Origin of the sequence: Kineothrix sp. MSJ-39, assembly GCF_018917935.1 — a bacterium.
In the GTDB taxonomy this organism is placed as follows: domain Bacteria; phylum Bacillota; class Clostridia; order Lachnospirales; family Lachnospiraceae; genus CAG-194.
The window spans coordinates 147,179-169,527 of the sequence record NZ_JAHLPN010000001.1 but is presented as its reverse complement, the minus strand read 5'-3'; the positions used below and the strand labels follow the sequence as shown (position 1 = coordinate 169,527).

General features: G+C 45.3%; 23 protein-coding genes. 21 read left to right on the top strand and 2 right to left on the bottom strand.

What is annotated here, in order from left to right; genetic code table 11:
* The first annotated feature begins 3 nt into the window (after window positions 1-3).
* The 12 genes from KQI22_RS00800 (at window position 4) to KQI22_RS00745 (ending at window position 9,991) form a co-directional block, all read left to right on the top strand.
* The gene (locus KQI22_RS00800; protein WP_022004383.1) at window positions 4-372 is read left to right on the top strand and encodes a cell division protein ZapA; all 369 of its coding nucleotides are present in this window, start codon (window positions 4-6) and stop codon (window positions 370-372) included.
* A 38-nt stretch (window positions 373-410) separates the two neighbouring features.
* Window positions 411-2,654, top strand: a complete 2,244-nt coding sequence (locus KQI22_RS00795; protein WP_216550180.1) for a peptidase U32 family protein — start codon at window positions 411-413, stop codon at window positions 2,652-2,654.
* A 7-nt stretch (window positions 2,655-2,661) separates the two neighbouring features.
* Window positions 2,662-4,023, top strand: coding sequence for an FtsW/RodA/SpoVE family cell cycle protein (locus tag KQI22_RS00790; protein ID WP_216550179.1), 1,362 nt, complete (start codon window positions 2,662-2,664; stop codon window positions 4,021-4,023).
* Window positions 3,971-5,449, top strand: coding sequence for a peptidoglycan D,D-transpeptidase FtsI family protein (locus KQI22_RS00785; RefSeq protein ID WP_216550178.1), 1,479 nt, complete (start codon window positions 3,971-3,973; stop codon window positions 5,447-5,449). Before KQI22_RS00790 ends, KQI22_RS00785 begins: the two co-directional genes overlap by 53 nt.
* Before the next feature lie 142 nt (window positions 5,450-5,591).
* Entirely contained in the window at window positions 5,592-6,479 is an 888-nt protein-coding gene (locus tag KQI22_RS00780; RefSeq protein ID WP_216550177.1) for a chemotaxis protein CheX, read from the top strand.
* Window positions 6,480-6,492: 13 nt separating this feature from the next.
* A complete protein-coding gene (locus KQI22_RS00775) occupies window positions 6,493-6,852 on the top strand; it encodes a response regulator (protein ID WP_216550176.1) in 360 nt (119 codons plus the stop codon).
* Between the two features lie 90 nt (window positions 6,853-6,942).
* Entirely contained in the window at window positions 6,943-7,395 is a 453-nt protein-coding gene (locus KQI22_RS00770) for an NUDIX hydrolase (RefSeq protein WP_022004389.1), read from the top strand.
* Between the two features lie 47 nt (window positions 7,396-7,442).
* Window positions 7,443-7,775, top strand: coding sequence for a hypothetical protein (locus tag KQI22_RS00765; RefSeq protein WP_216550175.1), 333 nt, complete (start codon window positions 7,443-7,445; stop codon window positions 7,773-7,775).
* Window positions 7,775-8,845 (top strand): hypothetical protein, encoded by a 1,071-nt coding sequence (locus KQI22_RS00760; RefSeq protein ID WP_216550174.1) that lies wholly within the window; start codon window positions 7,775-7,777, stop codon window positions 8,843-8,845. The genes KQI22_RS00765 and KQI22_RS00760 overlap by 1 nt, the downstream gene beginning before the upstream one ends.
* Before the next feature lie 2 nt (window positions 8,846-8,847).
* Window positions 8,848-9,246, top strand: a complete 399-nt coding sequence (locus KQI22_RS00755) for a GerW family sporulation protein (protein WP_216550173.1) — start codon at window positions 8,848-8,850, stop codon at window positions 9,244-9,246.
* Between the two features lie 80 nt (window positions 9,247-9,326).
* The gene (locus tag KQI22_RS00750) at window positions 9,327-9,470 is read left to right on the top strand and encodes a hypothetical protein (protein ID WP_216550172.1); all 144 of its coding nucleotides are present in this window, start codon (window positions 9,327-9,329) and stop codon (window positions 9,468-9,470) included.
* Window positions 9,471-9,508: 38 nt separating this feature from the next.
* The gene (locus KQI22_RS00745; RefSeq protein ID WP_216550171.1) at window positions 9,509-9,991 is read left to right on the top strand and encodes a molecular chaperone DnaJ; all 483 of its coding nucleotides are present in this window, start codon (window positions 9,509-9,511) and stop codon (window positions 9,989-9,991) included.
* 39 nt (window positions 9,992-10,030) lie between these two features.
* On the opposite strand, the gene rpmB is transcribed toward KQI22_RS00745, so the two are convergent.
* Window positions 10,031-10,216 (bottom strand): 50S ribosomal protein L28, encoded by a 186-nt coding sequence (gene rpmB / locus KQI22_RS00740; RefSeq protein ID WP_022004395.1) that lies wholly within the window; start codon window positions 10,214-10,216, stop codon window positions 10,031-10,033.
* Window positions 10,217-10,458: 242 nt separating this feature from the next.
* Here rpmB and KQI22_RS00735 point away from each other — a divergent pair, with 242 nt between their 5' ends.
* The 9 genes from KQI22_RS00735 to KQI22_RS00695 are packed head-to-tail and all read left to right on the top strand — an operon-like array spanning window position 10,459 to window position 21,406.
* A complete protein-coding gene (locus KQI22_RS00735; protein WP_022004396.1) occupies window positions 10,459-10,815 on the top strand; it encodes an Asp23/Gls24 family envelope stress response protein in 357 nt (118 codons plus the stop codon).
* A gap of 15 nt (window positions 10,816-10,830) precedes the next feature.
* Window positions 10,831-12,495 carry a DAK2 domain-containing protein gene (locus KQI22_RS00730; RefSeq protein WP_330623183.1) on the top strand — a complete coding sequence of 555 codons (1,665 nt, stop codon included), beginning with the start codon at window positions 10,831-10,833 and terminating at the stop codon, window positions 12,493-12,495.
* 9 nt (window positions 12,496-12,504) lie between these two features.
* The gene (gene recG / locus KQI22_RS00725) at window positions 12,505-14,568 is read left to right on the top strand and encodes an ATP-dependent DNA helicase RecG (protein ID WP_216550170.1); all 2,064 of its coding nucleotides are present in this window, start codon (window positions 12,505-12,507) and stop codon (window positions 14,566-14,568) included.
* 36 nt (window positions 14,569-14,604) lie between these two features.
* The gene (locus KQI22_RS00720; RefSeq protein ID WP_216550169.1) at window positions 14,605-15,489 is read left to right on the top strand and encodes a DegV family protein; all 885 of its coding nucleotides are present in this window, start codon (window positions 14,605-14,607) and stop codon (window positions 15,487-15,489) included.
* Window positions 15,490-15,537: 48 nt separating this feature from the next.
* The gene (locus KQI22_RS00715; protein WP_216550168.1) at window positions 15,538-17,457 is read left to right on the top strand and encodes a DNA gyrase/topoisomerase IV subunit B; all 1,920 of its coding nucleotides are present in this window, start codon (window positions 15,538-15,540) and stop codon (window positions 17,455-17,457) included.
* Window positions 17,458-17,475: 18 nt separating this feature from the next.
* A complete protein-coding gene (locus tag KQI22_RS00710) occupies window positions 17,476-19,713 on the top strand; it encodes a DNA gyrase/topoisomerase IV subunit A (RefSeq protein ID WP_216550167.1) in 2,238 nt (745 codons plus the stop codon).
* An 11-nt stretch (window positions 19,714-19,724) separates the two neighbouring features.
* Window positions 19,725-20,282, top strand: a complete 558-nt coding sequence (gene rsmD / locus KQI22_RS00705) for a 16S rRNA (guanine(966)-N(2))-methyltransferase RsmD (RefSeq protein ID WP_216550166.1) — start codon at window positions 19,725-19,727, stop codon at window positions 20,280-20,282.
* Window positions 20,279-20,770 (top strand): pantetheine-phosphate adenylyltransferase, encoded by a 492-nt coding sequence (coaD, locus tag KQI22_RS00700; protein ID WP_216550165.1) that lies wholly within the window; start codon window positions 20,279-20,281, stop codon window positions 20,768-20,770. The genes rsmD and coaD overlap by 4 nt, the downstream gene beginning before the upstream one ends.
* A gap of 21 nt (window positions 20,771-20,791) precedes the next feature.
* Complete coding sequence (locus KQI22_RS00695; protein ID WP_216550164.1) at window positions 20,792-21,406, top strand: vacuolar family H+-ATPase subunit H; 615 nt, start codon at window positions 20,792-20,794, stop codon at window positions 21,404-21,406.
* Here KQI22_RS00695 and KQI22_RS00690 read toward each other — a convergent pair whose 3' ends face one another.
* The gene (locus KQI22_RS00690; RefSeq protein WP_216550163.1) at window positions 21,407-22,342 is read right to left on the bottom strand and encodes a nucleoside recognition domain-containing protein; all 936 of its coding nucleotides are present in this window, start codon (window positions 22,340-22,342) and stop codon (window positions 21,407-21,409) included.
* Between the last annotated feature and the right edge of the window lie 7 nt (window positions 22,343-22,349).

Here is a 22,349-nt window from a genome sequence, read left to right as displayed (position 1 = left end):
ACAATGGCAGAAAAAACAGATACAGAAGTTTTGATCGGCGGCAGGGTATTTACACTCAGCGGATATGAAAGTGAAGAATATCTGCAGAAGATCGCCCTTTATATCAATAATAAAGTCAGTGAATACAATAAAGTGGAAGGCTTTAAGAGACAGCCGGTTGATACACAGGCGATTTTATTAGAGCTGAATATTGCGGATGATTATTTCAAAGCGAAAAAACAGATCTCTCTGTTGGAAGAAGATTTAGCAGCAAAGGAAAAAGAGTTATATGACTTAAAACATGAGCTTGTTTCTGCGCAGATCAAGTTAGAAAGCACTGAAAAAGCAATGAAGTCCATGCAGGATGACCGTAGCAGAGAAAGTAAAAAATAAGAGCTGCCTTCGGGCAGCTCTTTTTATGGAGAAGCATTATGTCAGTTGAACTATTGGCGCCTGCAGGAGATCTGGACTGCTTTATGGCAGCGATTTATGCGGGAGCGGATGCGATCTATGTAGGCGGATGCAGCTTTGGTGCGCGTGCCTATGCGAAAAACTTCAGCGAAGAAGAACTGCTGTCTGCGATCAGAATGGCGCATCTGTATGAGAAAAAAGTATATATGACAGTCAACACCCTTGTAAAGGAAGCGGAGCTTAAGAATCTTCCGTCTTTTTTGCAGCCTTATTATGAGGAAGGACTGGACGGCGTGATCGTGCAGGATCTGGGTGCGGTCAGTCTGCTCCGGCGCATTTTTCCGGATCTGGAGATCCATGCCAGTACACAGATGACGATCACAGGTGCGGGCGCAGCAAATTATCTGAAAAACTATGGTGTGACAAGGATCGTACCTGCCCGGGAACTGTCGCTTGCGGAACTGAAGCGACTGAAAGCGGAAACCGGACTGGAACTGGAAACCTTTATCCATGGCAGTATGTGTTATTGTTATTCCGGGCAATGTCTGTATTCAAGCATGCTTGGTCCGAGAAGCGGGAACAGAGGCCGCTGTGCAGGTCCGTGCAGACTGCCATATCAGGTTCAGGCGGACGGACGGATGATCAGTGCAAAGGAGGAGCCTTATCAGCTCAGCCTGAAGGATCTTTGTACACTGCCGATCCTGCCAAAACTGATCGAAGCGGGAATTGATTCTTTTAAAATAGAAGGCAGGATGAAAACTGCCGCCTATGTTTCTTTTGTTACGTCGATGTATCGGAAATATATCGATCTGTATGAAAAGGATCCGAAGGCTTACAAGGTAGATCTGCAGGATATCCGTATGCTGCAGGATCGGTTCAGCCGTGGAAGCAGCCAGATGGGGTATTATATGCAGCATAACGGCAGAGAACTGCTATCGTTGAAAAAAGCCGGTTATCAGACCTTTTCGCCGGAGGCTGCAGAGCTGGCACAGCCGGACGCTGTCAGACAGCCTGAAGAGAAGAAACTTCCTGTAAGCGGACAGTTTTTTGCCTATCCCGGTGAGCCCATGCTGCTGACCCTGACGAAGGATACAGTTTCCGTAACGGTATCGGGCGTAACAGCGGAAGAAGCAACGAACAGAGTTGCCACGCAGGAAGATGTGAAAAAACAACTGCAAAAGCTGGGAAATACGCCTTTTGTACTCGAAACATTTACCTGTGATATGGCGGATTCCCTGTTTTTACCCAATAAAGAGCTGAATGAACTGCGCAGACAGGCTGTCAGCAGGCTGGAAGATGCGCTGTTATCCGGCAGAAAAAGAACCATGCAGAAATATGATGATGGCAAAGCAGTCAAAGAGATCGGCAGCCAGCCATCTGCAAAAGCTGCATCCGGTAAACAGGCACTTGCAGAAAAACAAAGACCGCTGCAGGTACAGATCGCACATCCGTATCAGCTTAAAAAACTGGAACCGGATGATCTGCTTGGCAGGGTATATGTGACGTATGACTGCCTGCAGGAGCTGGCGGATCCGGCTGAAACGGAAAAGATGCTAAAGCGTTTTCGGGATAAACAGATTGCTGTATACCTGACATTTCCGGCTGTAACGCGGCAACAGACGTTTGACCGCATCAGTCAACAATGGAATGATATTGAAAAACTGGCATTTGACGGGTATTGCGCAGGCAATCTGGAAATGGTAACATTTTTACGGGAAAGAGCAGCGCAGAAGCCCTGTATCACGGATAGTGGCTGCTATGTTTTTCAGATGGAAACTGCCGGGTTTTATGATAAAATAGGTGTGACAGAGCATATTCTGTCCTATGAGCTGCACAGATCGGAGGCAAAGGCACTGGCAGATGGCAGTCATCGCTGGATATTACCGGTGTATGGCTATATTCCGGTCATGGAAACGGCAAACTGCCTGCTGAAGACCAACGGACGATGCCTGAAACAGACAAAGGCGAAAGCCCCGGCGGAGCTTTCGCTTGTGGACCGGCAGAAGAAAAAACTGCGTGTCTGCCTGCATTGCGACAGATGCGAAAACACGATCTACAATGCACTGCCGCTTTCTCTGCATAAAGAAATGCCGGAGATACGGCGTATGCCAATGGAGGCGGTTTTGCTGCGGTTTACAGAAGAAACTGCGGGGCAGATGCAAAAGATCTCTGAAATGTATGCAAAGTTATGCAGGGGAGAAAACGGCGTACAGCCGGTCATCACCGAATTTACGAAAGGACACTTTTTAAAAGGTGTGGAATAGGTAACCTATGGGACACGTTATTTCTGATTTGTCTAAATATGTCATCACAGTTTTTATGATGCTTTATACACTGGAATGCTTTGTGGCGGTCGCGACGAAAAAAGAACATGAGCGCGGCGGTGTCTATATCCGCCAGATCATCTGCATGTTTATGGTGCATTTTCTGGGCTTTGCCGCGATCTGTCTGGAAACGGAGGATGTTTCTTATATTATCTTTTACGGCTTCCAGCAGATTCTGCTGTTTGCGACGATCGCGCTGTTCCGCGTGGCATATCCGGAGGCGGATAAACTTGTGATCAACAATATGTGTATGCTTCTGACGATCAGCTTTATCATGCTGACGCGTATTTCGTATCAGAAATCGATCCGTCAGTTTATCATTGTCACAGTATCACTGATCATCGGATTGTTTGTACCGTTTCTGGTGTCAAAGCTGAAGTTTTTGAAGCATCTGACCTGGATCTATGGCATGGTCGGTGTTTTCGCGCTTTTGGTCGTTGCCATACTGGGCAGTGTGACACACGGCTCCAAAATATCCTATACGATCAACGGTTTTACGTTCCAGCCTTCGGAATTTGTTAAGATCCTCTTTGTCTTTTTCATTGCGGGACTTCTGACAGAGTCAAAGAGCCTGGGACAGGTTGTGATCTCAGCGGTTGCCGCTGCAGCCCATGTGATCATTTTGGTATTTTCCAAGGATCTCGGTAGTGCGGTCATCTTTTTTGCGGGCTATCTGATCATGGTATTTGTTGCAACAAAGAATTATTTTTATTTGTTTGCGGGGATCTTAGGCGGCGCAGGGGCTTCGGTCGTTGCCTATCATATGTTTTCCCATGTCAGGACGAGAGTGATCGCCTTTCTGCATCCGTGGAGCAATATCAATGATTCCGGGTATCAGATCACACAGTCCTTATTTGCGATCGGAACAGGCGGCTGGTTCGGGCTTGGTATCGATCAGGGAGATCCGACCTCGATCCCTTATGTGGAACAGGATTTTATCTTTTCCGCAGTGGCAGAGGAAATGGGCGTTATATTCGGACTTTGTCTGATCCTCGTCTGTGTCAGCTGTTTTATCGTATTTATGAAGATTGCCATGCAACTGAAGGAAGAATTTTACAGATATATCGCGGTCGGGCTCAGTACGATCTACATATTTCAGGTATTTCTGACGATCGGCGGCGGAACAAGATTTATCCCGCTGACCGGTGTCACACTGCCGCTTGTCAGCTATGGCGGTAGCAGCGTGCTGACGACGATCATTATGTTCAGCATCATACAGGGACTTTATTGTATACAGTCACAGGAAGGAAAACGGAATGTTCGGAAAGAAAGACGAAGAACTGCAGAGCAGGAAGCAGGAGAAGAATAGAAAAAAGAAAGAAAGAGTACGGAATCGTGAAATTGTGATCGTGACCTGCTTTTTCAGCCTGCTGATGCTGGCTGTTATGGGAAATATTGTCCATTTTATGGTAAAGGACAGTGAAGAAGCGATCAACAATGCCTATAATCCACGGCAGGAGCTGCTTGCGACAAGAAATATCCGCGGCAATATTTATTCTGCCGACGGCGAGGTGCTTGCCCAGACGGTAAAGGCGGCTGATGGCACGGAAGTCCGTAATTATCCGTATCAGAATATGTTTGCCCATGTGGTCGGTTATGCGACAAAGGGCAGGACAGGCATTGAAGCAACGGAAAACATGAACATGTTAAACTCCCATGCTTCCATTACCAATAAGATCCAGAATGAGCTCAATGAAGAAAAAAACTACGGGGACAATGTCATTACGACACTGGATACGGCGCTGCAGCAGACTGCTTATACAGCGCTTGGCGTTTACCAGGGTGCGGTTATTGTGACAGAGCCTTCCACGGGAAAAGTGCTGGCAATGGTATCCAAACCGGATTTTGATCCAAACCAGATCTCTGAGATCTGGGATGATCTGGTGAATGATTCCGAAAGCAGCGTATTGTTAAACCGTGCAACACAAGGCTTATATCCGCCCGGCAGTACCTTTAAAATGATCACGGCACTGGAATATTACAGGGAACATGGCGGAGATGTATCCGGCTATTCCTTCTCCTGTAACGGCAGTTTTTCCTATGAAGGGCATAAGATCCGCTGTTACCACGGACAGAGCCACGGCTCGGTTGACTTTACAAAGAGCTTTGCAAAATCCTGCAATTCCTCTTTTGCCAATATTGGTGTCCAGCTTTCTATCCCGGACCTGCAGAAGACCTGCAGACAGCTTTTGTTTAATTCTGATCTGAAAACAGAGCTTGTTTATAAACAGAGCAGTTTTACTTTGTCGGAATACGATACAAGCTATGCGGTCATGCAGACAGCCATCGGACAGGGACAGACGACCGTGACACCGCTGGAATTGAACCTGATCACTGCAGCTATCGCCAACAAAGGAAAAGCCATGACCCCTTATGTGGTAGACCGGATCGAAAGCGCGACCGGCGCAACCGTGAAAAAGACCTCTCCGCAGACAGAAGCTGTGATGATGACGGAAGATGAGGCTTACTTTATGACAGGGCTGATGAAAGAGGTTGTAGAGAGCGGTACGGCTTCCAAACTAAAAGGGCTTTCCTATACAGCCGCCGGTAAAACGGGTTCTGCGGAATTCAGCGAGAATAAATCGGATTCCCATGCATGGTTTACAGGCTTTGCACCGGCAGAGGATCCGCAGATCTGTGTAACGATCATTGTCGAAAGTGCCGGATCGGGCGGTGATTATGCAGTGCCTATTGCAAGGCGGATATTCGACACATATTTTGGAACAAATGACTAAAAAAACTGAAAAAAAGGAATTTTATTCTATCTTTTTTACGAAGAATATAGTATACTAATTGAGAAAGCACGTGCAATGAGGGATTTTTGCAAAAATCCTGTACAAAATGCACAATACATATATCAAATGGGAGGAATTACATATGTTTGATCAGATTTTTGGAAATTATCTGGTAAAAACCGGAACAATTACCAAAGAACAACTGTCTGATGTAATAGAAAGCGAGAGCAAGGTTCGCGTGAAGCTTGGACTGATCGCAGTTGCAGAAAAGCTGATGACGACAGAGCAGGCTGATGAGGTAAACAATTTACAGGCGATCATGGATCGCAGATTCGGTGACATTGCCGTGGAGAAGGGATATCTGACAGAAGCACAGGTAGGTAGCCTGTTAAAGAAGCAGGGTAATATTTACATGATCTTCGTACAGAACCTGATCGATAAAGGTCTGATGACATTAGAGCAGATCGATGAAGCTCTGAAGAACTATCAGGATCAGCAGGGATTTACGCACAGCGACATGGATGATCTCGTAAGTGGGGACGTAGATCGTACCGTTAAGTTATTCCTGCCATCCAATACAGAGCTTTGTGACAAGCACTGCGGTATTGCAATCCGTACATTCCTGCGTATCATCAATTCCAGCGCATATGTGTCCAAAGCATATCTGACAGATACATTAAAGATCGATAATTTCGCTATGCAGCAGCTTGCAGGCGATCATAATATTTATGCAGGCTTTGCCGGTACCGGAAACAGCCTTCTGGCGATCGCCAATCCTTTTGCGGATGAAGAATTTGAGTCAGTTGATCTGGATGCACTGGATGCTGTCGGTGAATTCACAAACTGCATCAATGGTTTATTTGCTTCCGAGCTTGGCAACGAAGGCGTGGATATGGACATGCTTCCACCGGCTTTCTATGAAAAAGCAAGCAGGATCACAGGCAATCAGTTCTGCGTATTCCCGATCCATGTGGGAGAGCAGGAGATTTCCTTTATTTTAGCAATCGATTCAACAATTTCTGTAAATTAGGAGGCTTATTAAAATGGCAAAGATTTTAATCGTAGATGACTCACGTACATCCCGTAAAATGCTTCGCAATATTCTGGAATCCAATGGACATGAAATCATAGACGAAGCTGTAAACGGACAGGAAGGTGTGCAGAAATTCCAGGCATTAAAGCCGGATGTTGTGACACTGGATATTACAATGCCGATCGTAGACGGTGTGGAAGCATTAAAGATGATCAAAGCACTGGATCCTGAATCCAAGGTTGTCATGGTAACTGCAGCAGGCCAGAAAAACAAAATGATCGAATGCATCAAGGCAGGTGCCAACGAATTTTTGACAAAGCCTTTTGAACAGCAGGAAATCGTAGATGTGATCAACAAAATGTCAAATTAGTGGGGCGGATCCCAATTCCTTCTTGCATGAAAGTACAAACTGTTTTATACTGAATGCATATATGAGACACACCAGACAGGAGGGTTTGCAATGATTGAAGCAACAAGCTGTGGCGGTGTGGTTATTTTCAGAGGTAAGATATTACTCCTTTATAAGAACATCAAGAATAAGTATGAAGGCTGGGTCTTACCAAAAGGAACTGTGGAACCGGGCGAAGAATATAAGGATACTGCACTTCGAGAAGTTCTTGAAGAGTCCGGGGCGAAAGCGTCCATCATAAAATATGTAGGTAAGAGTGATTATACTTTTACCGTGCCAGAGGATACGGTGTCCAAGAGTGTACACTGGTATCTGATGATGGCAGACAGCTATTACAGCAAACCACAACGTGAAGAATTCTTTGTAGATTCCGGATATTATAAGTATCACGAAGCTTATCATCTGCTGAAATTTGCAAATGAGAAACAGATTCTGGAACGCGCATATGCAGAATATCTGGATCTGAAGCACAGTAATCTATGGGGAAGTAAAAAGTACTTTTAAGAAAAGGGAAGGCAGTAACTGCCTTCTTTTTTTAAATCGGAGTCGCTATGTATATTTATAAGGATCTGGTAACAGACGAGGCATGTGAAAAAAGCAAAAACAAAATATTGCGCAAGCTCAGAATGCATGCAGGTATGGTAGATGTCTATCTGATCTGTCTGGCAAACGGATCCGATAACTTTGATATTTATGACAGTGCCTGCCTGAAGCAAAAGGCATTTCCGAGAGATACGATCTATCTGGTCGGTCTTGCCAAAGGAAAAGAAAGTGCGCTGCAGTTGTCGATCGATTTGTACTTGTCATTGTCTCAAAAATGGGATACTTTATTAGTAAAACAGGTATTTGAAAAGCAAAAAGAAGAACTGTTTCGGAGATATTGATGTCTATACTACTTACAATTTTAAAAATAATCGGAATCGCATTGCTTGTTCTATTGGCAGTGGTCATTGTTCTTCTGGCACTTCTTTTGTTTGCACCGTTCTGCTACAGGGTGCAGGGAAGCTTTGCGGAAGGAAAGCCTGCAGGAAAAGCAGAACTGCGTTACTTATTTCCACTGCTGCGTGTTTCCTTTTCTTATGAAGGTGATAAAAAGACCGGCGTGATCCGGCTCCTTGGTATCAAGCTATTTGATTTTTTTGCTCCGCCCAAGCAGAAGAAAGCAAAGAAAAATAAAAAAGGCAAGCAAAAAAGACAAAAAGAAAAGAAGAAAACCGGAAGTAAGCGGAAAGCAAACGAAATCATAGAATCTGACACGCAGGATCAGCAGAGACCGGCAATGCAGGAAAATGAGCGGTCAGCAGAGCAATCAGAGCGGATAAAACCGGAAACGGCTGCTGCTGATTCTATGGAAAAGAAATCGCAAGAGATCACAGATCTGAAAGCAGATACAATAGATACAGATGCGATGGATACAGTTACAACAGACACACCGGATTCGCAGGAAAAACCGTCGCTTTGGCAGAAAATACAGCTCTGGATCTGTAAAATAAAAGAATGGGCAAAGAAGTTTTGGCAGACGATCAGTGGACTGTATCACAAAACAATCTCCCTGCGGCAGAAATGGGAAGGAATCAAAACAGTTCTTTCTTATTATGCAGAGACACTGAAAAAGGAAGAAACAAAATCCGCACTCAGGCTGGCAAAAAACACATTGAAAAAGCTCTGGAAGAGTGTCGGTCCCAGGAAAGGACGGCTGCGTGTCCATTTTGGAACGGGAGATCCCGGAAGCTGCGGTGAAATTTGTGCCTTTCTTGGTATGGTATATCCATTTATCGGGAATTATGTTATGATAGAACCTGAAATGGAACAGGCAGTTTTTGACTGTGATGTCTGGTTCCGCGGACATATTACCGTATTTGCATTGTTAAAAGCAGGCTGGGTTGTACTGTTCAACCCGGAGATCAAGTACTTAAAAGAAGTAATGAAGCCATCAGGCAAGGAGGATAAATAGCTATGAATAATAATTTTTCAGAAGTCGTAAGTTCCCTGTTAAGTGGTGTTGATAATTTCCTGTCTACAAAGACCGTTGTAGGACAGGCAACACAGATCGGTGATACCATTATTCTGCCGCTGGTAGATGTGACATTCGGTGTTGGTGCAGGTGCTGCAGCCGGTGAACAGAAAAATTCAGGCTTTGGCGGTATCACAGGCAAAATGTCACCAAGTGCTGTTCTGGTCATCAAAAACGGACAGACAAAGCTTGTCAATGTCAGAAACCAGGATGCAGTGACAAAGATCATCGATATGATCCCTGATCTGGTAGATAAATTTACTGCACCAAAGGAAGATACCGATGATATGGTCAGTGATGAAAAAGCGCAGGAGATCGCATTCGGTCAGGATAGCCTGTAAAAACGGATATGATGTAACAGCAGAATGTATCGTTTGCCGGAAAATGGCATACCATAATAAAAAGCCGGTGGTTATCTGGTATGAAAAGGATACTCGGCATCTGTTGTTTTGCGGTGGCACTTGGCATATTGCTCGATCTGTTGATCGGGAATACACTGGTAGCGGTTATTTTGATCATGCTGTTGTTATTGTTGGGCTATAATCTGTTTTCCTGCGGATGCTGACAGGGAAGCAGATTTATCAAACCGGAGGAATAGAAGACATGCCGGATCTTATGCAGGAATCGGATGAAAACAAAATAAGGATTGCAAAAGACCTGTTACTGGAAGAAGCACATCGCCTGCAGGAAGAACGTTCCGCCTTTGAAAAGGAACGGGATAAAACGATGGAAAAGCTGAAGGAGCAGGAAAGCTTTTTTGACAAGAAGTTCAAGATCTTGGAAATGGGGTTCGCACAGCTGGATGCAGACCGCAAGAGCTTTGAAGCAAAGAAGCGTGCTTTTGAATACAGCAGGCAGTTTTATCAGGAAAAACAGGAAAAGGAACCGGTTTCGGAACTTATTGAAGAAGAGGACATGCTGTTTTTCCGCGGCGTGACACATCCACTGGCACTCAAGAAGCGGTATAAGGATCTGATCAAGATCTATCACCCGGACAATGCGTGCGGCGATAAATGGATCCTGCAGCAGATCAACAAAGAATATGACAGACTGAAGAACGTAATTAATTATCAGAGAAAAGCATAAAAAAAGGAACCATACGGTTCCTTTTTTATTGACTCATTATTAAGCTCTTTCTACTTTACCGGATCTTAAACAAGATGTACAAACATGCATTGTCTTTGTAGAACCGTTAACATTACATTTCACATTTTTAACGTTTGAGTTCCAAATGTGGTTAGATCTTCTATGAGAATGGCTTACATTATTACCAAAATGAGCACCTTTGCCACAAACATCACACTTAGCCATGATAGCACCTCCTAAACTGAATAGATTCTAAACTCACAACAAGCTTATTCTATCAGAAAGTTTTTTTAAATGCAACAACAAATTGTTCATTTTTTGATCTTTTTTTCCTGTTTTTCCATGGAAATTTGATTTTCTGGTTCCCTTTTTCCGAAAAACAGGGTATAATCACTATGATGTCTATTCTGTGCACAGCTTACATCAGGTATAGAAAGGGCAGACGCATATAAAAGGAGGATACATGCATGAAGACAATGATGAATACACATCTTGGCAATATCTCTATAGATAGTGATGTAATTGCAAATTACGCAGGAAGCGTTGCAATCGAATGTATCGGCGTCGTTGGAATGGCAAGTGTCAATGTCAAAGACGGTCTGGTTAAATTATTAAAATTAAACGACTTATCCAGAGGTGTTACAGTACATGTGGATAATGCAGGGCTGACAATCGATTTTCATCTGATCGTGGCATATGGTGTTAATATTCTGGCGGTTTCAGATAATCTGATCAGCAATGTCAAATACAAAGTAGAAGAATTTACGGGCTTTCCGGTTGAAAAGATCAATATATTTGTGGAAGGTGTCAGAGTAATTGACTAGAGGAGGAATAAGAACGTGTCACGAAATCAATTAGATGCTAAGATGTTTAAAGCAATGTTCTTGGCAGGTGCGAAAAATCTGGAGTCGAAAAAGGAATATATCAACGAATTGAACGTATTCCCAGTCCCGGATGGCGATACCGGTACCAATATGACGCTGACCATTATGTCTGCTGCAAAGGAAGTAGCTGCACTGGATGAAAATGCAACTTTAAAAGAGCTTTCCAAGGCAATCTCTTCCGGATCCCTCAGAGGTGCGAGAGGTAACTCAGGTGTTATCCTGTCACAGCTTCTGCGCGGACTTTGCAAGGTGATCGGTGCCACAGAAGGTGAGATCACGGTAGATGTGCTGATCGCTGCTTTTGAAAAGGCAGTAGAGAGTGCTTATAAGGCAGTTATGAAGCCAAAGGAAGGAACGATCCTTACCGTAGCAAAGGGTGCTTACGAAAAGGCTGCTGAATATGCAGGCACAGAGGATATGGATGTTTTTATCGACGCGATCATCGTATATGCACAGGAAGTGCTGGATAAAACACCGGATATGCTCCCTGTTCTGAAACAGGCAGGTGTTGTGGATTCCGGCGGACAGGGGCTTTTAGAAGTACTGAAGGGTGCCCAGAAGGCATTCCGCGGTGAAGAGCTGGATCTGAGCATTGATATGACCAAAACACCGGTAAAACGCAACAATATCGATACTTCCGATGTAGAAACATCCGATATCAAATTCGGATACTGCACAGAATTTATCGTGCTGCTTGGCAATAAAACATTTACAACAAAACAGGAGCAGGATTTTAAATCTTATCTGGAGTCTATCGGTGATTCCATCGTGCTTGTTGCAGATGACGATGTCGTTAAGGTACATGTACATACCAACGATCCGGGTCTTGCGATCCAGCGGGCGTTGACGTATGGTGCACTTTCCAATATGAAGATCGACAATATGCGTTTAGAGCACGAAGAGAAGCTGTTCAAGGAAGCTGAGAAGAAAGAAGCCGCAAAGCCGGCGCAGCCACAGAAGGAATACGGCTTTATCAGTGTTTCCATCGGAGAAGGTTTAAATGAGATCTTCAAGGATCTTGGTGTGGATAAAGTCATTGCAGGCGGACAGACGATGAATCCGAGTACAGAAGACATTCTCGGTGCGATCGATGAAGTGAATGCAAAGACAATTTATGTATTCCCGAACAATAAAAACATTGTCATGGCTGCCAACCAGGCACGCGATCTGACAGAAGATAAAGAGATCATTGTTGTACCAAGCAAGAATATCCCACAGGGTATTGCAGCGATCATCAATTTCATGCCTGATATGTCAGGCGAGGAAAACCTGAAAAACATGTGTTCCGAAATGGAAAATGTCAGCACAGGTCAGGTAACGTATGCAGTACGTGATACAGAGATCGACGGCAAGACGATCAAAGAAAACGACATTATGGGTATCGGTGACAAGACGATCCTGGCAGTCGGCTCCAAGATCGCAGATACCACACTTGAAATGGTGGCTGAAATGATGAAAGAAGCGGATGCAGAGCTTCTGAGCGTATATTATGGTGAGGATATCAAAGAATCTGAAGCAGAAGAACTGCAGAAGGCTCTGGAAGAAGCATATCCTGACTGCGACGTAGAACTGCAGTATGGCGGTCAGCCGATCTATTACTACGTGATCTCAGCCGAATAAGGAATAGAAATGGATTTAACAAAGTCTATTATGGAATTAAAGGGCATCGGTGAAAAAAACGCTGCCCTTTTTCATAAACTGAATATAGAAACGATAGAGGATCTTCTCTATCATTTCCCAAAGTCTTATGAAAGTCTGCCTCCGGTTATGTCTGTGCAGGAGGCAAAAGAGCAGCAGACCTCAGATCCTGCTATTTTAGCCACGGTAAAAAACACACCCGTTCCCGTGCATGTCAGGAATCTGTCTATTCTGAAGCTGCAGGCAGAGGATGAGCAGGGGGCACTTCTTCATATCTCATTTTTTAACATGCCTTATTTGAAAAATACGCTGAAAGCGGGAACGCAATATGTTTTTCACGGAGCGGTGCAGGAAAAGGGCGGCGCTCTTTTTATGAGCCATCCAAAGCTCTACAAGCCGGATGAATACCAGAAGCTACTGGGGCAGCTTTTGCCTGTTTATGCAAAGACGAAGGGACTGACCAATCAGGCAATTTCCAAATATGTCAGACAGGTGCTTACTGATCTGCCGGATCTATCGGAAACACTTCCGCCGGATCTTTTGGAAAAATATCAGTTCCGTTCTGCAAAGGAAGCCTTATATACGATCCATTTTCCGCAGAATACGGAAAGTCTTGCAGCTGCCAGAAAGAGGTTCTCTTATGAGGAGTTTCTGCTGTTTCTGCTTTCCATGAAGCTGCAGCAGGCGGGAATAGAGCATAAAAATGCTTATCCGATGATCGAAACGGCAGATCCGGGGCGGCTGTTAGAGCAGCTTCCTTATGAACTGACCGCTTCCCAGAAAGAAGCATATGCCCGGTTAAAAGAAGAAATGCTGCAGGGAGTATGCATTAACCAGCTTTTGCAGGGCGATGTCGGAAGCGGCAAAACGATCATTGCGGTGCTTGTGATGCTGCTGTGTGTTTCCAATGGGTATCAGGCTGCCATGATGGCACCTACGGAAGTGCTTGCCGTGCAGCATTATGAAATGCTGTGCAATATGACAGAGCAGTATGGCCTTGCCTTTCGTCCTGCCCTTCTGGTAGGCTCCCAGACGGCAAAGCAGAAACGGGAAATTTATGAAAAGATCGCAGATGGCAGTCTGAATGTTGTGATCGGAACCCATGCGGTCATTCAGGATAAAGTAACGTTCCAAAATCTTGCACTCGTCATTACGGATGAGCAGCACAGATTCGGTGTCAAGCAGCGGGAAACGCTTTCCGATAAGGGAAACGGAATGGCACATACGATCGTTATGAGTGCAACACCCATCCCGCGTTCCCTTGCGATCATTTTATACGGCGATATGGAAGTGACGCAGCTCAAGGAGCTTCCGGCAAAACGACTGCCGATCAAAAACTGTGTTGTCAATCAGAGCTACCGGCAGACCGCTTATCAGTTTATGCAAAAGGAAGTCGATGCGGGACATCAGGTCTACATCATCTGTCCGATGGCAGAGCCCGGTGTGATGGACGGGCTTGAAAATGTCGTGGACTATTCCAAAACAATACAGGCATATTTTTCGCCGCAGACAAGGATCGCCTATCTGCACGGCAAAATGCGTCCGAAGCTGAAAAATGAGATCATGACAAGGTTTGCGGCGGGAGAGATCGATATTCTGGTTTCCACGACCGTGATCGAGGTAGGGATCAATGTCCCGAATGCCACAGTCATGATGGTCGAAAATGCAGAACGCTTCGGGCTTGCGACACTGCATCAGATCCGGGGCAGAGTCGGCAGATCCGATCTGCAGTCCTACTGTATTTTTATGGAAACGGCAGAAAAGAAGAAGCAGAACGAAAGACTGGCGATCTTAAACAGATCCAACGATGGCTTTGAAATTGCAAATGCCGATCTGAAGCTGCGCGGGCCAGGTGATTTTATGGGGATCCAGCAGAGCGGTGCTTTTGCTTTTCGTTTTGCGGATATTTATCAGGACAGTGCCCTTTTGATGGATGCGGCGGCGGATACTGCCAAAATTTTGAAAAGTAACTCTTTACTTCTTTCGGATTCTCATTTACCATTAAAAAGGAAATTGGAAAGCTATCAGTCGCATGGGTATTTGCATGTACTATAGTGTACGGACTGCGGTTCAAATAGGGAGGAAATGAAATTGAAAAAGATTGCAATTATGACGGACAGCAACAGCGGGATCACGCAGAAGGAAGCTGCCGTGCTTGGTATTTCTGTATTACCGATGCCGTTCATGATCAATGACACAACATATTTTGAGGATATCAACCTGACCCAGGAGCATTTTTATGAGTTTCTGGAAAACGATGCGGTCGTATCGACTTCACAGCCGTCACCGGATTCCCTGATCCATATGTTCCATAAGCTTCTGGCGGAATATGATGAGGTGGTTCATATCCCGATGTCAAGCGGGCTTTCCGGAAGCTGCCAGACAGCCTGCATGCTGGCGCAGGAGCCGGAATTTGCCGGCAAAGTATTTGTGGTAAACAATCAGCGCATTTCCGTTACACAGACCCAGTCTGTGCTCGATGCCATGGAGCTGGCAAAGAAGGGCTATGATGGGGCACAGATCAAAAAGATCCTGGAAGAGGACAAGTTCAATTCCAGCATCTACATTATGTTAGATACCCTTTTCTACCTGAAAAAAGGCGGCAGGATCACACCTGCGGCTGCTGCACTCGGTACGCTTTTAAAATTGAAACCGGTATTGCAGATCCAGGGCGAAAAGCTGGATGCATTTGCAAAAGCAAGAACAAAGTCTGCAGGTAAGGCTATGATGCTGCAGGCGATCAAAAACGATATCGAGAACCGTTTCGGCGGCTTTGATGAAGGCGCAAAGGAGCGTGTATCGCTGCATATCGCCTATACAAAGGATGCAAAAGAAGCAGAGCTTTGGAAGCAGGAAGTGATGGAAGCATTTCCGGGCTTCCGGCTTAAGATGGCACCACTTTCTTTGAGTGTGGCATGCCATATCGGTCCGGGCGCGCTTGCACTTGCCTGCACGCAGGATCTTGCTGTGCAGTAAAAGGCTTTGCTGCATGCATGAGATTATAATAATAAAGAGGAATGAAGTATGCCAAAAGAGACATATAATGCGGAAAATATAACGGTACTGGAAGGGCTGGAGGCAGTCCGTGTCAGACCGGGAATGTATATCGGCAGTGTATCAACGAAAGGACTGAACCATCTGATCTACGAGATCGTGGATAATGCAGTCGATGAGCACCTTGCCGGTTATTGCAGTGAGATACATGTTTATCTGGAAAAGGACGGTTCCGTTACCGTAGAAGACAACGGTCGAGGTATTCCGGTTGATCTGCACGAAAAAGGGATCAGTGCGGAGCGTCTTGTGTTTACGACATTGCATGCAGGCGGTAAATTTGATGATTCCGCCTATAAGACAAGCGGTGGTCTGCATGGCGTCGGTTCCTCTGTCGTTAATGCCCTGTCTGTCTGGATGAAAGTACGGATCAGACGTGGCGGCCATATTTATGAGGATGCGTATGAACGCGGTATCCCGACAGTAGAGCTGCAGAACGGGCTTCTGCCGGTTGTCGGAAGGGCGAAAGATACCGGAACCAGCATTCAGTTTATGCCGGATGACGAGATCTTTGACCATACTGTATTCAAAGCGGAAGAAGTCAAAAACCGTCTGCATGAGACGGCTTATCTGAATCCCGCCCTGACGATCTGTTTTGAAGACCGGAGAGGCAGTGAGGTGGAGAGCATTACCTATCACGAACCGGAAGGTATTGTCGGGTTTGTCAAAAGCATCAACCAGAAAAAAGATACCGTGCATGATGTCATCTATGTCAAAGGAGAAAGCGACGGTATTACGGTAGAAGCGGCTTTCCAGTACGTCAATGAGTTCCATGAAAACGTCATGGGCTTTTGTAATAATATTTTCAATGCAGAGGGCGGGACGCATCTGACCGGATTTAAGACGATCTTTACGACGGTCATCAACAGCTATGCCCGCCAGCTTAATATTTTAAAGGAAAAAGACGCAAATTTCACAGGACCTGATGTCCGTAACGGAATGACGGCGGTTGTTTCCATCAAACATCCGGATCCGCGTTTTGAAGGACAGACCAAAACAAAGCTCGATAATCAGGATGCGGCAAAGGTTGTTTCCAAGGTTGTCGGAGAAGAAATCACAAGATATTTTGACCGGAATCTGGAAACGTTGAAAAGTATCATCGGCTGTGCGGAAAAAGCAGCCAAGATCCGTAAAACAGAGGAAAAAGCCAAAACCAATATGCTGACAAAGCAGAAGTTTTCGTTTGATTCCAACGGAAAACTGGCAAACTGCGAGTCAAGAGATGCCTCCAAATGCGAGATCTTTATCGTAGAGGGTGATTCCGCCGGCGGTTCCGCAAAAATGGCAAGAAACCGTCTGTATCAGGCGATCATGCCAATCCGCGGTAAGATCTTAAATGTAGAAAAAGCAAGTATTGATAAGGCGCTTGCCAATGCGGAGATCAAGACGATGATCAATGCATTCGGCTGTGGTTTTTCAGAAGGCTACGGCAATGATTTTGATATTACAAAGCTTCGCTATGACAAGATCATCATCATGGCGGATGCGGACGTGGACGGTGCGCATATCTGTACGCTGCTTTTGACACTGTTTTACCGCTTTATGCCGGAGCTGATCACGGAAGGACATGTATATATTGCCATGCCTCCGCTTTACAAGGTGATCCCGGCAAGAGGAAAAGAAGAATATCTGTATGATGACAAGGCACTTGCCAAATACAGAAAAACACATAAAAGCAGCTTTACCCTGCAGCGTTACAAAGGTCTGGGTGAAATGGATGCCCAGCAGCTCTGGGAAACAACACTGGATCCGGAAACACGTTATTTAAAGCGTGTGGAAATAGACGACAGTTTTCTGGCAGACAGAGTCACGGAAAAACTGATGGGAACGGATGTTGTGCCGCGTAAGGCATTTATTTATGAGCATGCGGAAGAAGCATTATTAGACTTTTAACCAAAAGGAAGGACTTACATGAGCGAAAAAATCATACAGACAGAATATTCGGAAGTTATGGAAAAAAACTATATCGATTATGCGATGTCTGTTATCATTGCAAGAGCTCTGCCGGATGTCAGAGACGGTCTGAAACCGGTACAGAGAAGAACCCTGTACGATATGCAGGAGCTGGGGATCCGGTATGACAAGCCGTATCGAAAATCCGCCCGTATCGTCGGTGATACGATGGGTAAATATCATCCGCACGGTGACAGCTCCATCTATGATGCACTTGTTGTCATGGCACAGGATTTCAAGAAAGGACTTCCTCTGGTAGACGGCCACGGTAACTTCGGTTCGATCGAAGGTGATGGCGCCGCTGCCATGCGTTATACGGAAGCCAGGCTCCAGAAGATCACACAGATCGCATTTCTGGAAGATCTGGATAAAGATGTTGTGGATTTCATGCCAAACTTCGATGAAACGGAAAAAGAGCCTGTCGTATTGCCGGTCAAGATCCCGAATATTCTGGTAAACGGTGCGGAAGGTATCGCTGTCGGTATGGCGACCAGCATTCCGCCGCATAATTTAGGAGAAGTGATTGATGCGGCAAAAGCCTATATGCGTAATACAGAAATTTCCACGCGTGAGCTTCTGCATTACCTGAAAGGTCCCGATTTCCCGACCGGTGGCATAGTATGTAATAAAGATGATCTGGTTTCCATTTATGAGACCGGAAGCGGAAAGCTCAGACTCCGCGGTAAAGTGGATATCGAAAAAGGAAAGGCCGGTAAGACCAATGTCGTGATCTCCGAGATCCCGTATACGATGATCGGTATGGGCATTTCCAAATTCCTGCTCGATGTGGCAGCCCTGTCTGAGACAAAAAAGACAAACGACATTGTGGATATTACAAACCAGTCCTCCAAGGATGGGATCCGTATTGTGATCGAGCTGCGCAAAGACGCAGATGTGGATCACTTCATCAGTATGTTATATAAAAAGACGAAGCTGGAAGACACCTTTGGTGTCAATATGCTGGCAGTTGCGGACGGCAGACCGGAAACAATGGGTCTGAAATCGATCCTGAAGCATGTCATTGATTTCCAGTTTGAGGTCAATACAAGAAAGTACAACAATCTCCTGCAAAAGGAGAAGGAAAAGAGAGAAGTACAGGAAGGTTTGATCAAGGCGTGCAGCGTCATCGATCTGATCATTGAGATCCTGCGCGGCTCCAAAGACCGGGCAATGGCAAAGAAATGTCTGGTGGAAGGCGACACGACAGGGATCCAGTTTAAATCCAGAGAATCCCGCATTATGGCGGAACAGCTCAAATTTACCGAACGACAGGCAAATGCCATTTTGGAAATGCGTCTGTATAAGCTGATCGGACTGGAGATCGAAGCACTCATCAAAGAACATGATGAAACAATGGCAAATATTTACCGCTACGAAGATATTTTATCCAGTCATGATTCTATGACTATGGTGATCGAATCAGAGCTTGACGATCTGAAAAAAGAATTTGGCAGAAAACGCAGGACTGTGATCGAAAATACAGAGCAGACCGTTTATGTGGAAAAGAAGATGGACGAAATGGATGTCTGCTTCTTAATGGACCGCTTCGGTTATGCCAAAACGATCGATCTGCCGACCTTTGAGCGGAACAAAGAAGCCGCACTTGCGGAAAACAAATATGTCTTTACCTGTAAAAACACCGGTAAGATCTGTATTTTCACGGATATGGGGCAGCTTTACACCGTCAAGGTATCCGATCTGCCGTTTGGAAAATTCCGAGACAAAGGCATCCCGATCGACAATGTCAGCGGATATGATACGGCAAAGGAACGGATCATCTGTGCTGCCAGCCAGTCAGAGCTGAATCTCTACCGGATCGCTTTCGTCACAGAGCAGGCAATGCTGAAGATCGTGGACGGCGGCGAGTTTGATGTCAGCAAGCGCAGCGTGGCTGCTACCAAGCTGCAGGAAGATGACCGTGTGCTTCTGGTCGAAGTGATCAAAGACCAGCGTAACATGATCCTGCAAAGCAAAGAGGGATATTTCCTGCGTTTTGCACTGGAAGAGATCCCGGACAAAAAGAAAAATGCGATCGGTGTCAGGGGTATGAAATTAGGTGCAGGAGATCTGCTTGAAGAAGCCTATCTGACACAGGCAATTTCCGACCGGAGCATCATCTACAAGGAAAAGACGATCGAACTGAATAAATTAAAGCTGGGCAAGCGTGACACAAAGGGTGTCAAAGTCCGGATATAAGGAGGAATCGTATGCGAGTTATAGCAGGAAGCGCGAGACGGCTTCTGTTAAAGGCACCACTTGGTGACAATACAAGGCCTACAACAGACCGCATCAAAGAAACGTTGTTTAATATGATACAAAATGAAGTGCCGGGCAGTGTGTTTCTGGATCTGTTTGCCGGAAGCGGTGCGATCGGTATCGAAGCACTCAGCCGCGGTGCGGATTATGCGGTTTTTGTGGAAAATGATAAAAATGCCCTGACCTGTATCGAGGAGAACCTGAAGCATACAGGGCTGAATGATAAAGCAGGCATTTACAAGCAGGATGTATTTGTCAGCCTGCAGTCACTGGAATACAAATATGAATTTGATATTGTCTTTATGGATCCGCCATATGATAAAGAGCTCGAACGACGCGTTCTGGAATATCTGACGATGTCGAAGCTGATCCATGAAGATACCCTGATCATTTTTGAAGCGTCTCTGGATACGGATATCTCTTATCTGGAGGATCTGGGCTACGAACTGATCAAAGAGAAAAAATACAAGACAAACAAACATGTCTTTGTGCAGAGGAGCAAGAGATGAGTAGCAAAGCAATTTACCCGGGCAGCTTTGACCCGATGACCTACGGACATATGGATATCATCCGCAGATCTGCTGAAATATTTGACGAATTAACGGTAAGTGTACTAAATAATGTAAATAAAACTGCATTGTTTTCTGTAGAAGAACGTGTTAATATATTGAAAGAAGCGACAAAAGACATGAAAAACGTGAAAGTAGAGAGCTTTCAGGGACTTTTGATCGACTATGCACGTTCCAAAGATATTCATGTTGTGATCAGGGGACTTCGGGCGATCACAGATTTCGAATATGAGCTTCAGATTGCACAGACGAACCGAAAATTATCCGGTGAAACACTCGATACGATGTTTCTGACCACTTCACTGGAATATGCGTATCTCAGTTCTTCGAGTGTGAAGGAGATTGCCAGCTTCGGTGGTAATATTGAAGCCTGCGTGCCTGATTTTGTCGCAAAACAGATTTATGACAAGTATAAGGTAACCAGATAAAAGACTATAAGGAGAATCGTTATGAGTACAAAAATCGAACAGTTGATTGATGAGATCGAAGACTATATTGAAAATTGTAAATACGTTCCTTTATCCAATAATATGATCAAGGTCAACAAGGATGAGATCGAAGAGCTTCTTCGTGATCTCCGTATGAAGACACCGGATGAGATCAAACGGTATCAGAAGATCATCAGCAATAAAGAAGCGATCTTAAACGATGCCAGACAGAAGGCAGAAGCTCTGATCAATGAAGCTGCGATCCATACAAATGAGCTGGTCAGCGAGCATGAGATCATGCAGCAGGCACATGCACAGGCACAGGAGATCGTCGAGCTTGCCACACAGCGTGCGCAGGAGATCTTAGATAAGGCAACAACGGAAGCCAATGAAATGAGAGCTGCTGCGATCAGCTATACCGACGATAATCTGGGCAATGTAGAGGATATCTTATCCCATTCCATCGATATCGCTGCTTTCAACTACGAAAAGCTGATGACACAGCTGCAGGACTGCATTACGATCATCCAGAATAACAGGGCACAGTTATATCCGGTTGACGAAATGGCACAGGTTGAGGCAGACAATGCATCCGCCTCTGCAAATCCGGCAGATAACGGCCCACAGCCGATGTAATTACCGAAACAGAAGATAAGAAACGATCATAGATATGCTGCATAACAGAAGCTTATGCAGCATATATTTTTTGCCGGAAAACGGTGTATTCTGAAAAAGTGCCGTTGTCTGGAAGAAACAGCTCAGACCGCCAAAGGCGAGGCAGGCATGCGCCAGAACGATTGTCAGTAATGCCGGCTTTACCAGTGTCTTGATACATAACAGTCCGCCTGAGATTTCCAGAATGCTCTGTCCGGCAAGATACAGATAAGGATTTTTAAAAAATAAAAGTTCGGGCAGGATACGGAGTGCGTTAAATACGATCATATAGCCGCCCAGCATCGTGATCTGTGTCAGGGCAGACGAGATCGCATCCGGCAGACATTGCAGTATAGGCATCAGGGCAGGCGGCTCAGACCGGCGCGTCATAAGTTCCCGATCCAGTATCCGGCGGTACCGCGTATGACGCAGGAAAAGTCCGTAGAACAGCGGCAGACCGTACATGACAAGCAAAGACTTGCCCACAGATGGCGTCGGATAGATCTGCCCGAGAACAAAGCCAAAGAAATAGGCAGGCCCGATATTGTTGGTGAAGCTGAGCAGATATTCGGAGTTAGCTTTAGACAACCTTCCGCGGCTGTACAGATCCACAACACATTTCGCGCCCAGCGGAAAGCCACACAAAAAGCCGAAGAACAGAACAAAGCAGGCATCCTCCGTATTATGGAACGGTTTCAACAGAAAAGAAAACGGCTTCATAAACCAGTAGGAAAGCCCGGTGGAGATCAGCAGATTCAGAAGTACCATAAACGGAAACAATGAAGGGATCATGTTCAGATACCAGGTATTTAGTCCGATATAGGCAAATTCCGCTGTTTTTTTGCTGTTACAAAGGATACAGACAAGCAGCAGAAACAGAAAGCATACGGTCAGAAGGTTTTTCTGTGAAATTTTCATAAACCAC

Coding starts and splice junctions, on each gene's coding strand:
- KQI22_RS00795 (WP_216550180.1), top strand. CDS start 411: ATGTCAGTTGAACTATTGGCGCCTGCAGGAGATCTGGACTGCTTTATG.
- KQI22_RS00735 (WP_022004396.1), top strand. CDS start 10,459: ATGAAGACAATGATGAATACACATCTTGGCAATATCTCTATAGATAGT.
- KQI22_RS00750 (WP_216550172.1), top strand. CDS start 9,327: ATGAAAAGGATACTCGGCATCTGTTGTTTTGCGGTGGCACTTGGCATA.
- KQI22_RS00790 (WP_216550179.1), top strand. CDS start 2,662: ATGGGACACGTTATTTCTGATTTGTCTAAATATGTCATCACAGTTTTT.
- KQI22_RS00785 (WP_216550178.1), top strand. CDS start 3,971: ATGTTCGGAAAGAAAGACGAAGAACTGCAGAGCAGGAAGCAGGAGAAG.
- KQI22_RS00745 (WP_216550171.1), top strand. CDS start 9,509: ATGCCGGATCTTATGCAGGAATCGGATGAAAACAAAATAAGGATTGCA.
- KQI22_RS00710 (WP_216550167.1), top strand. CDS start 17,476: ATGAGCGAAAAAATCATACAGACAGAATATTCGGAAGTTATGGAAAAA.
- KQI22_RS00770 (WP_022004389.1), top strand. CDS start 6,943: ATGATTGAAGCAACAAGCTGTGGCGGTGTGGTTATTTTCAGAGGTAAG.
- KQI22_RS00695 (WP_216550164.1), top strand. CDS start 20,792: ATGAGTACAAAAATCGAACAGTTGATTGATGAGATCGAAGACTATATT.
- KQI22_RS00755 (WP_216550173.1), top strand. CDS start 8,848: ATGAATAATAATTTTTCAGAAGTCGTAAGTTCCCTGTTAAGTGGTGTT.
- coaD (WP_216550165.1), top strand. CDS start 20,279: ATGAGTAGCAAAGCAATTTACCCGGGCAGCTTTGACCCGATGACCTAC.
- rpmB (WP_022004395.1), bottom strand. CDS start 10,216: ATGGCTAAGTGTGATGTTTGTGGCAAAGGTGCTCATTTTGGTAATAAT.
- KQI22_RS00760 (WP_216550174.1), top strand. CDS start 7,775: ATGTCTATACTACTTACAATTTTAAAAATAATCGGAATCGCATTGCTT.
- KQI22_RS00780 (WP_216550177.1), top strand. CDS start 5,592: ATGTTTGATCAGATTTTTGGAAATTATCTGGTAAAAACCGGAACAATT.
- recG (WP_216550170.1), top strand. CDS start 12,505: ATGGATTTAACAAAGTCTATTATGGAATTAAAGGGCATCGGTGAAAAA.
- rsmD (WP_216550166.1), top strand. CDS start 19,725: ATGCGAGTTATAGCAGGAAGCGCGAGACGGCTTCTGTTAAAGGCACCA.
- KQI22_RS00715 (WP_216550168.1), top strand. CDS start 15,538: ATGCCAAAAGAGACATATAATGCGGAAAATATAACGGTACTGGAAGGG.
- KQI22_RS00765 (WP_216550175.1), top strand. CDS start 7,443: ATGTATATTTATAAGGATCTGGTAACAGACGAGGCATGTGAAAAAAGC.
- KQI22_RS00690 (WP_216550163.1), bottom strand. CDS start 22,342: ATGAAAATTTCACAGAAAAACCTTCTGACCGTATGCTTTCTGTTTCTG.
- KQI22_RS00800 (WP_022004383.1), top strand. CDS start 4: ATGGCAGAAAAAACAGATACAGAAGTTTTGATCGGCGGCAGGGTATTT.
- KQI22_RS00775 (WP_216550176.1), top strand. CDS start 6,493: ATGGCAAAGATTTTAATCGTAGATGACTCACGTACATCCCGTAAAATG.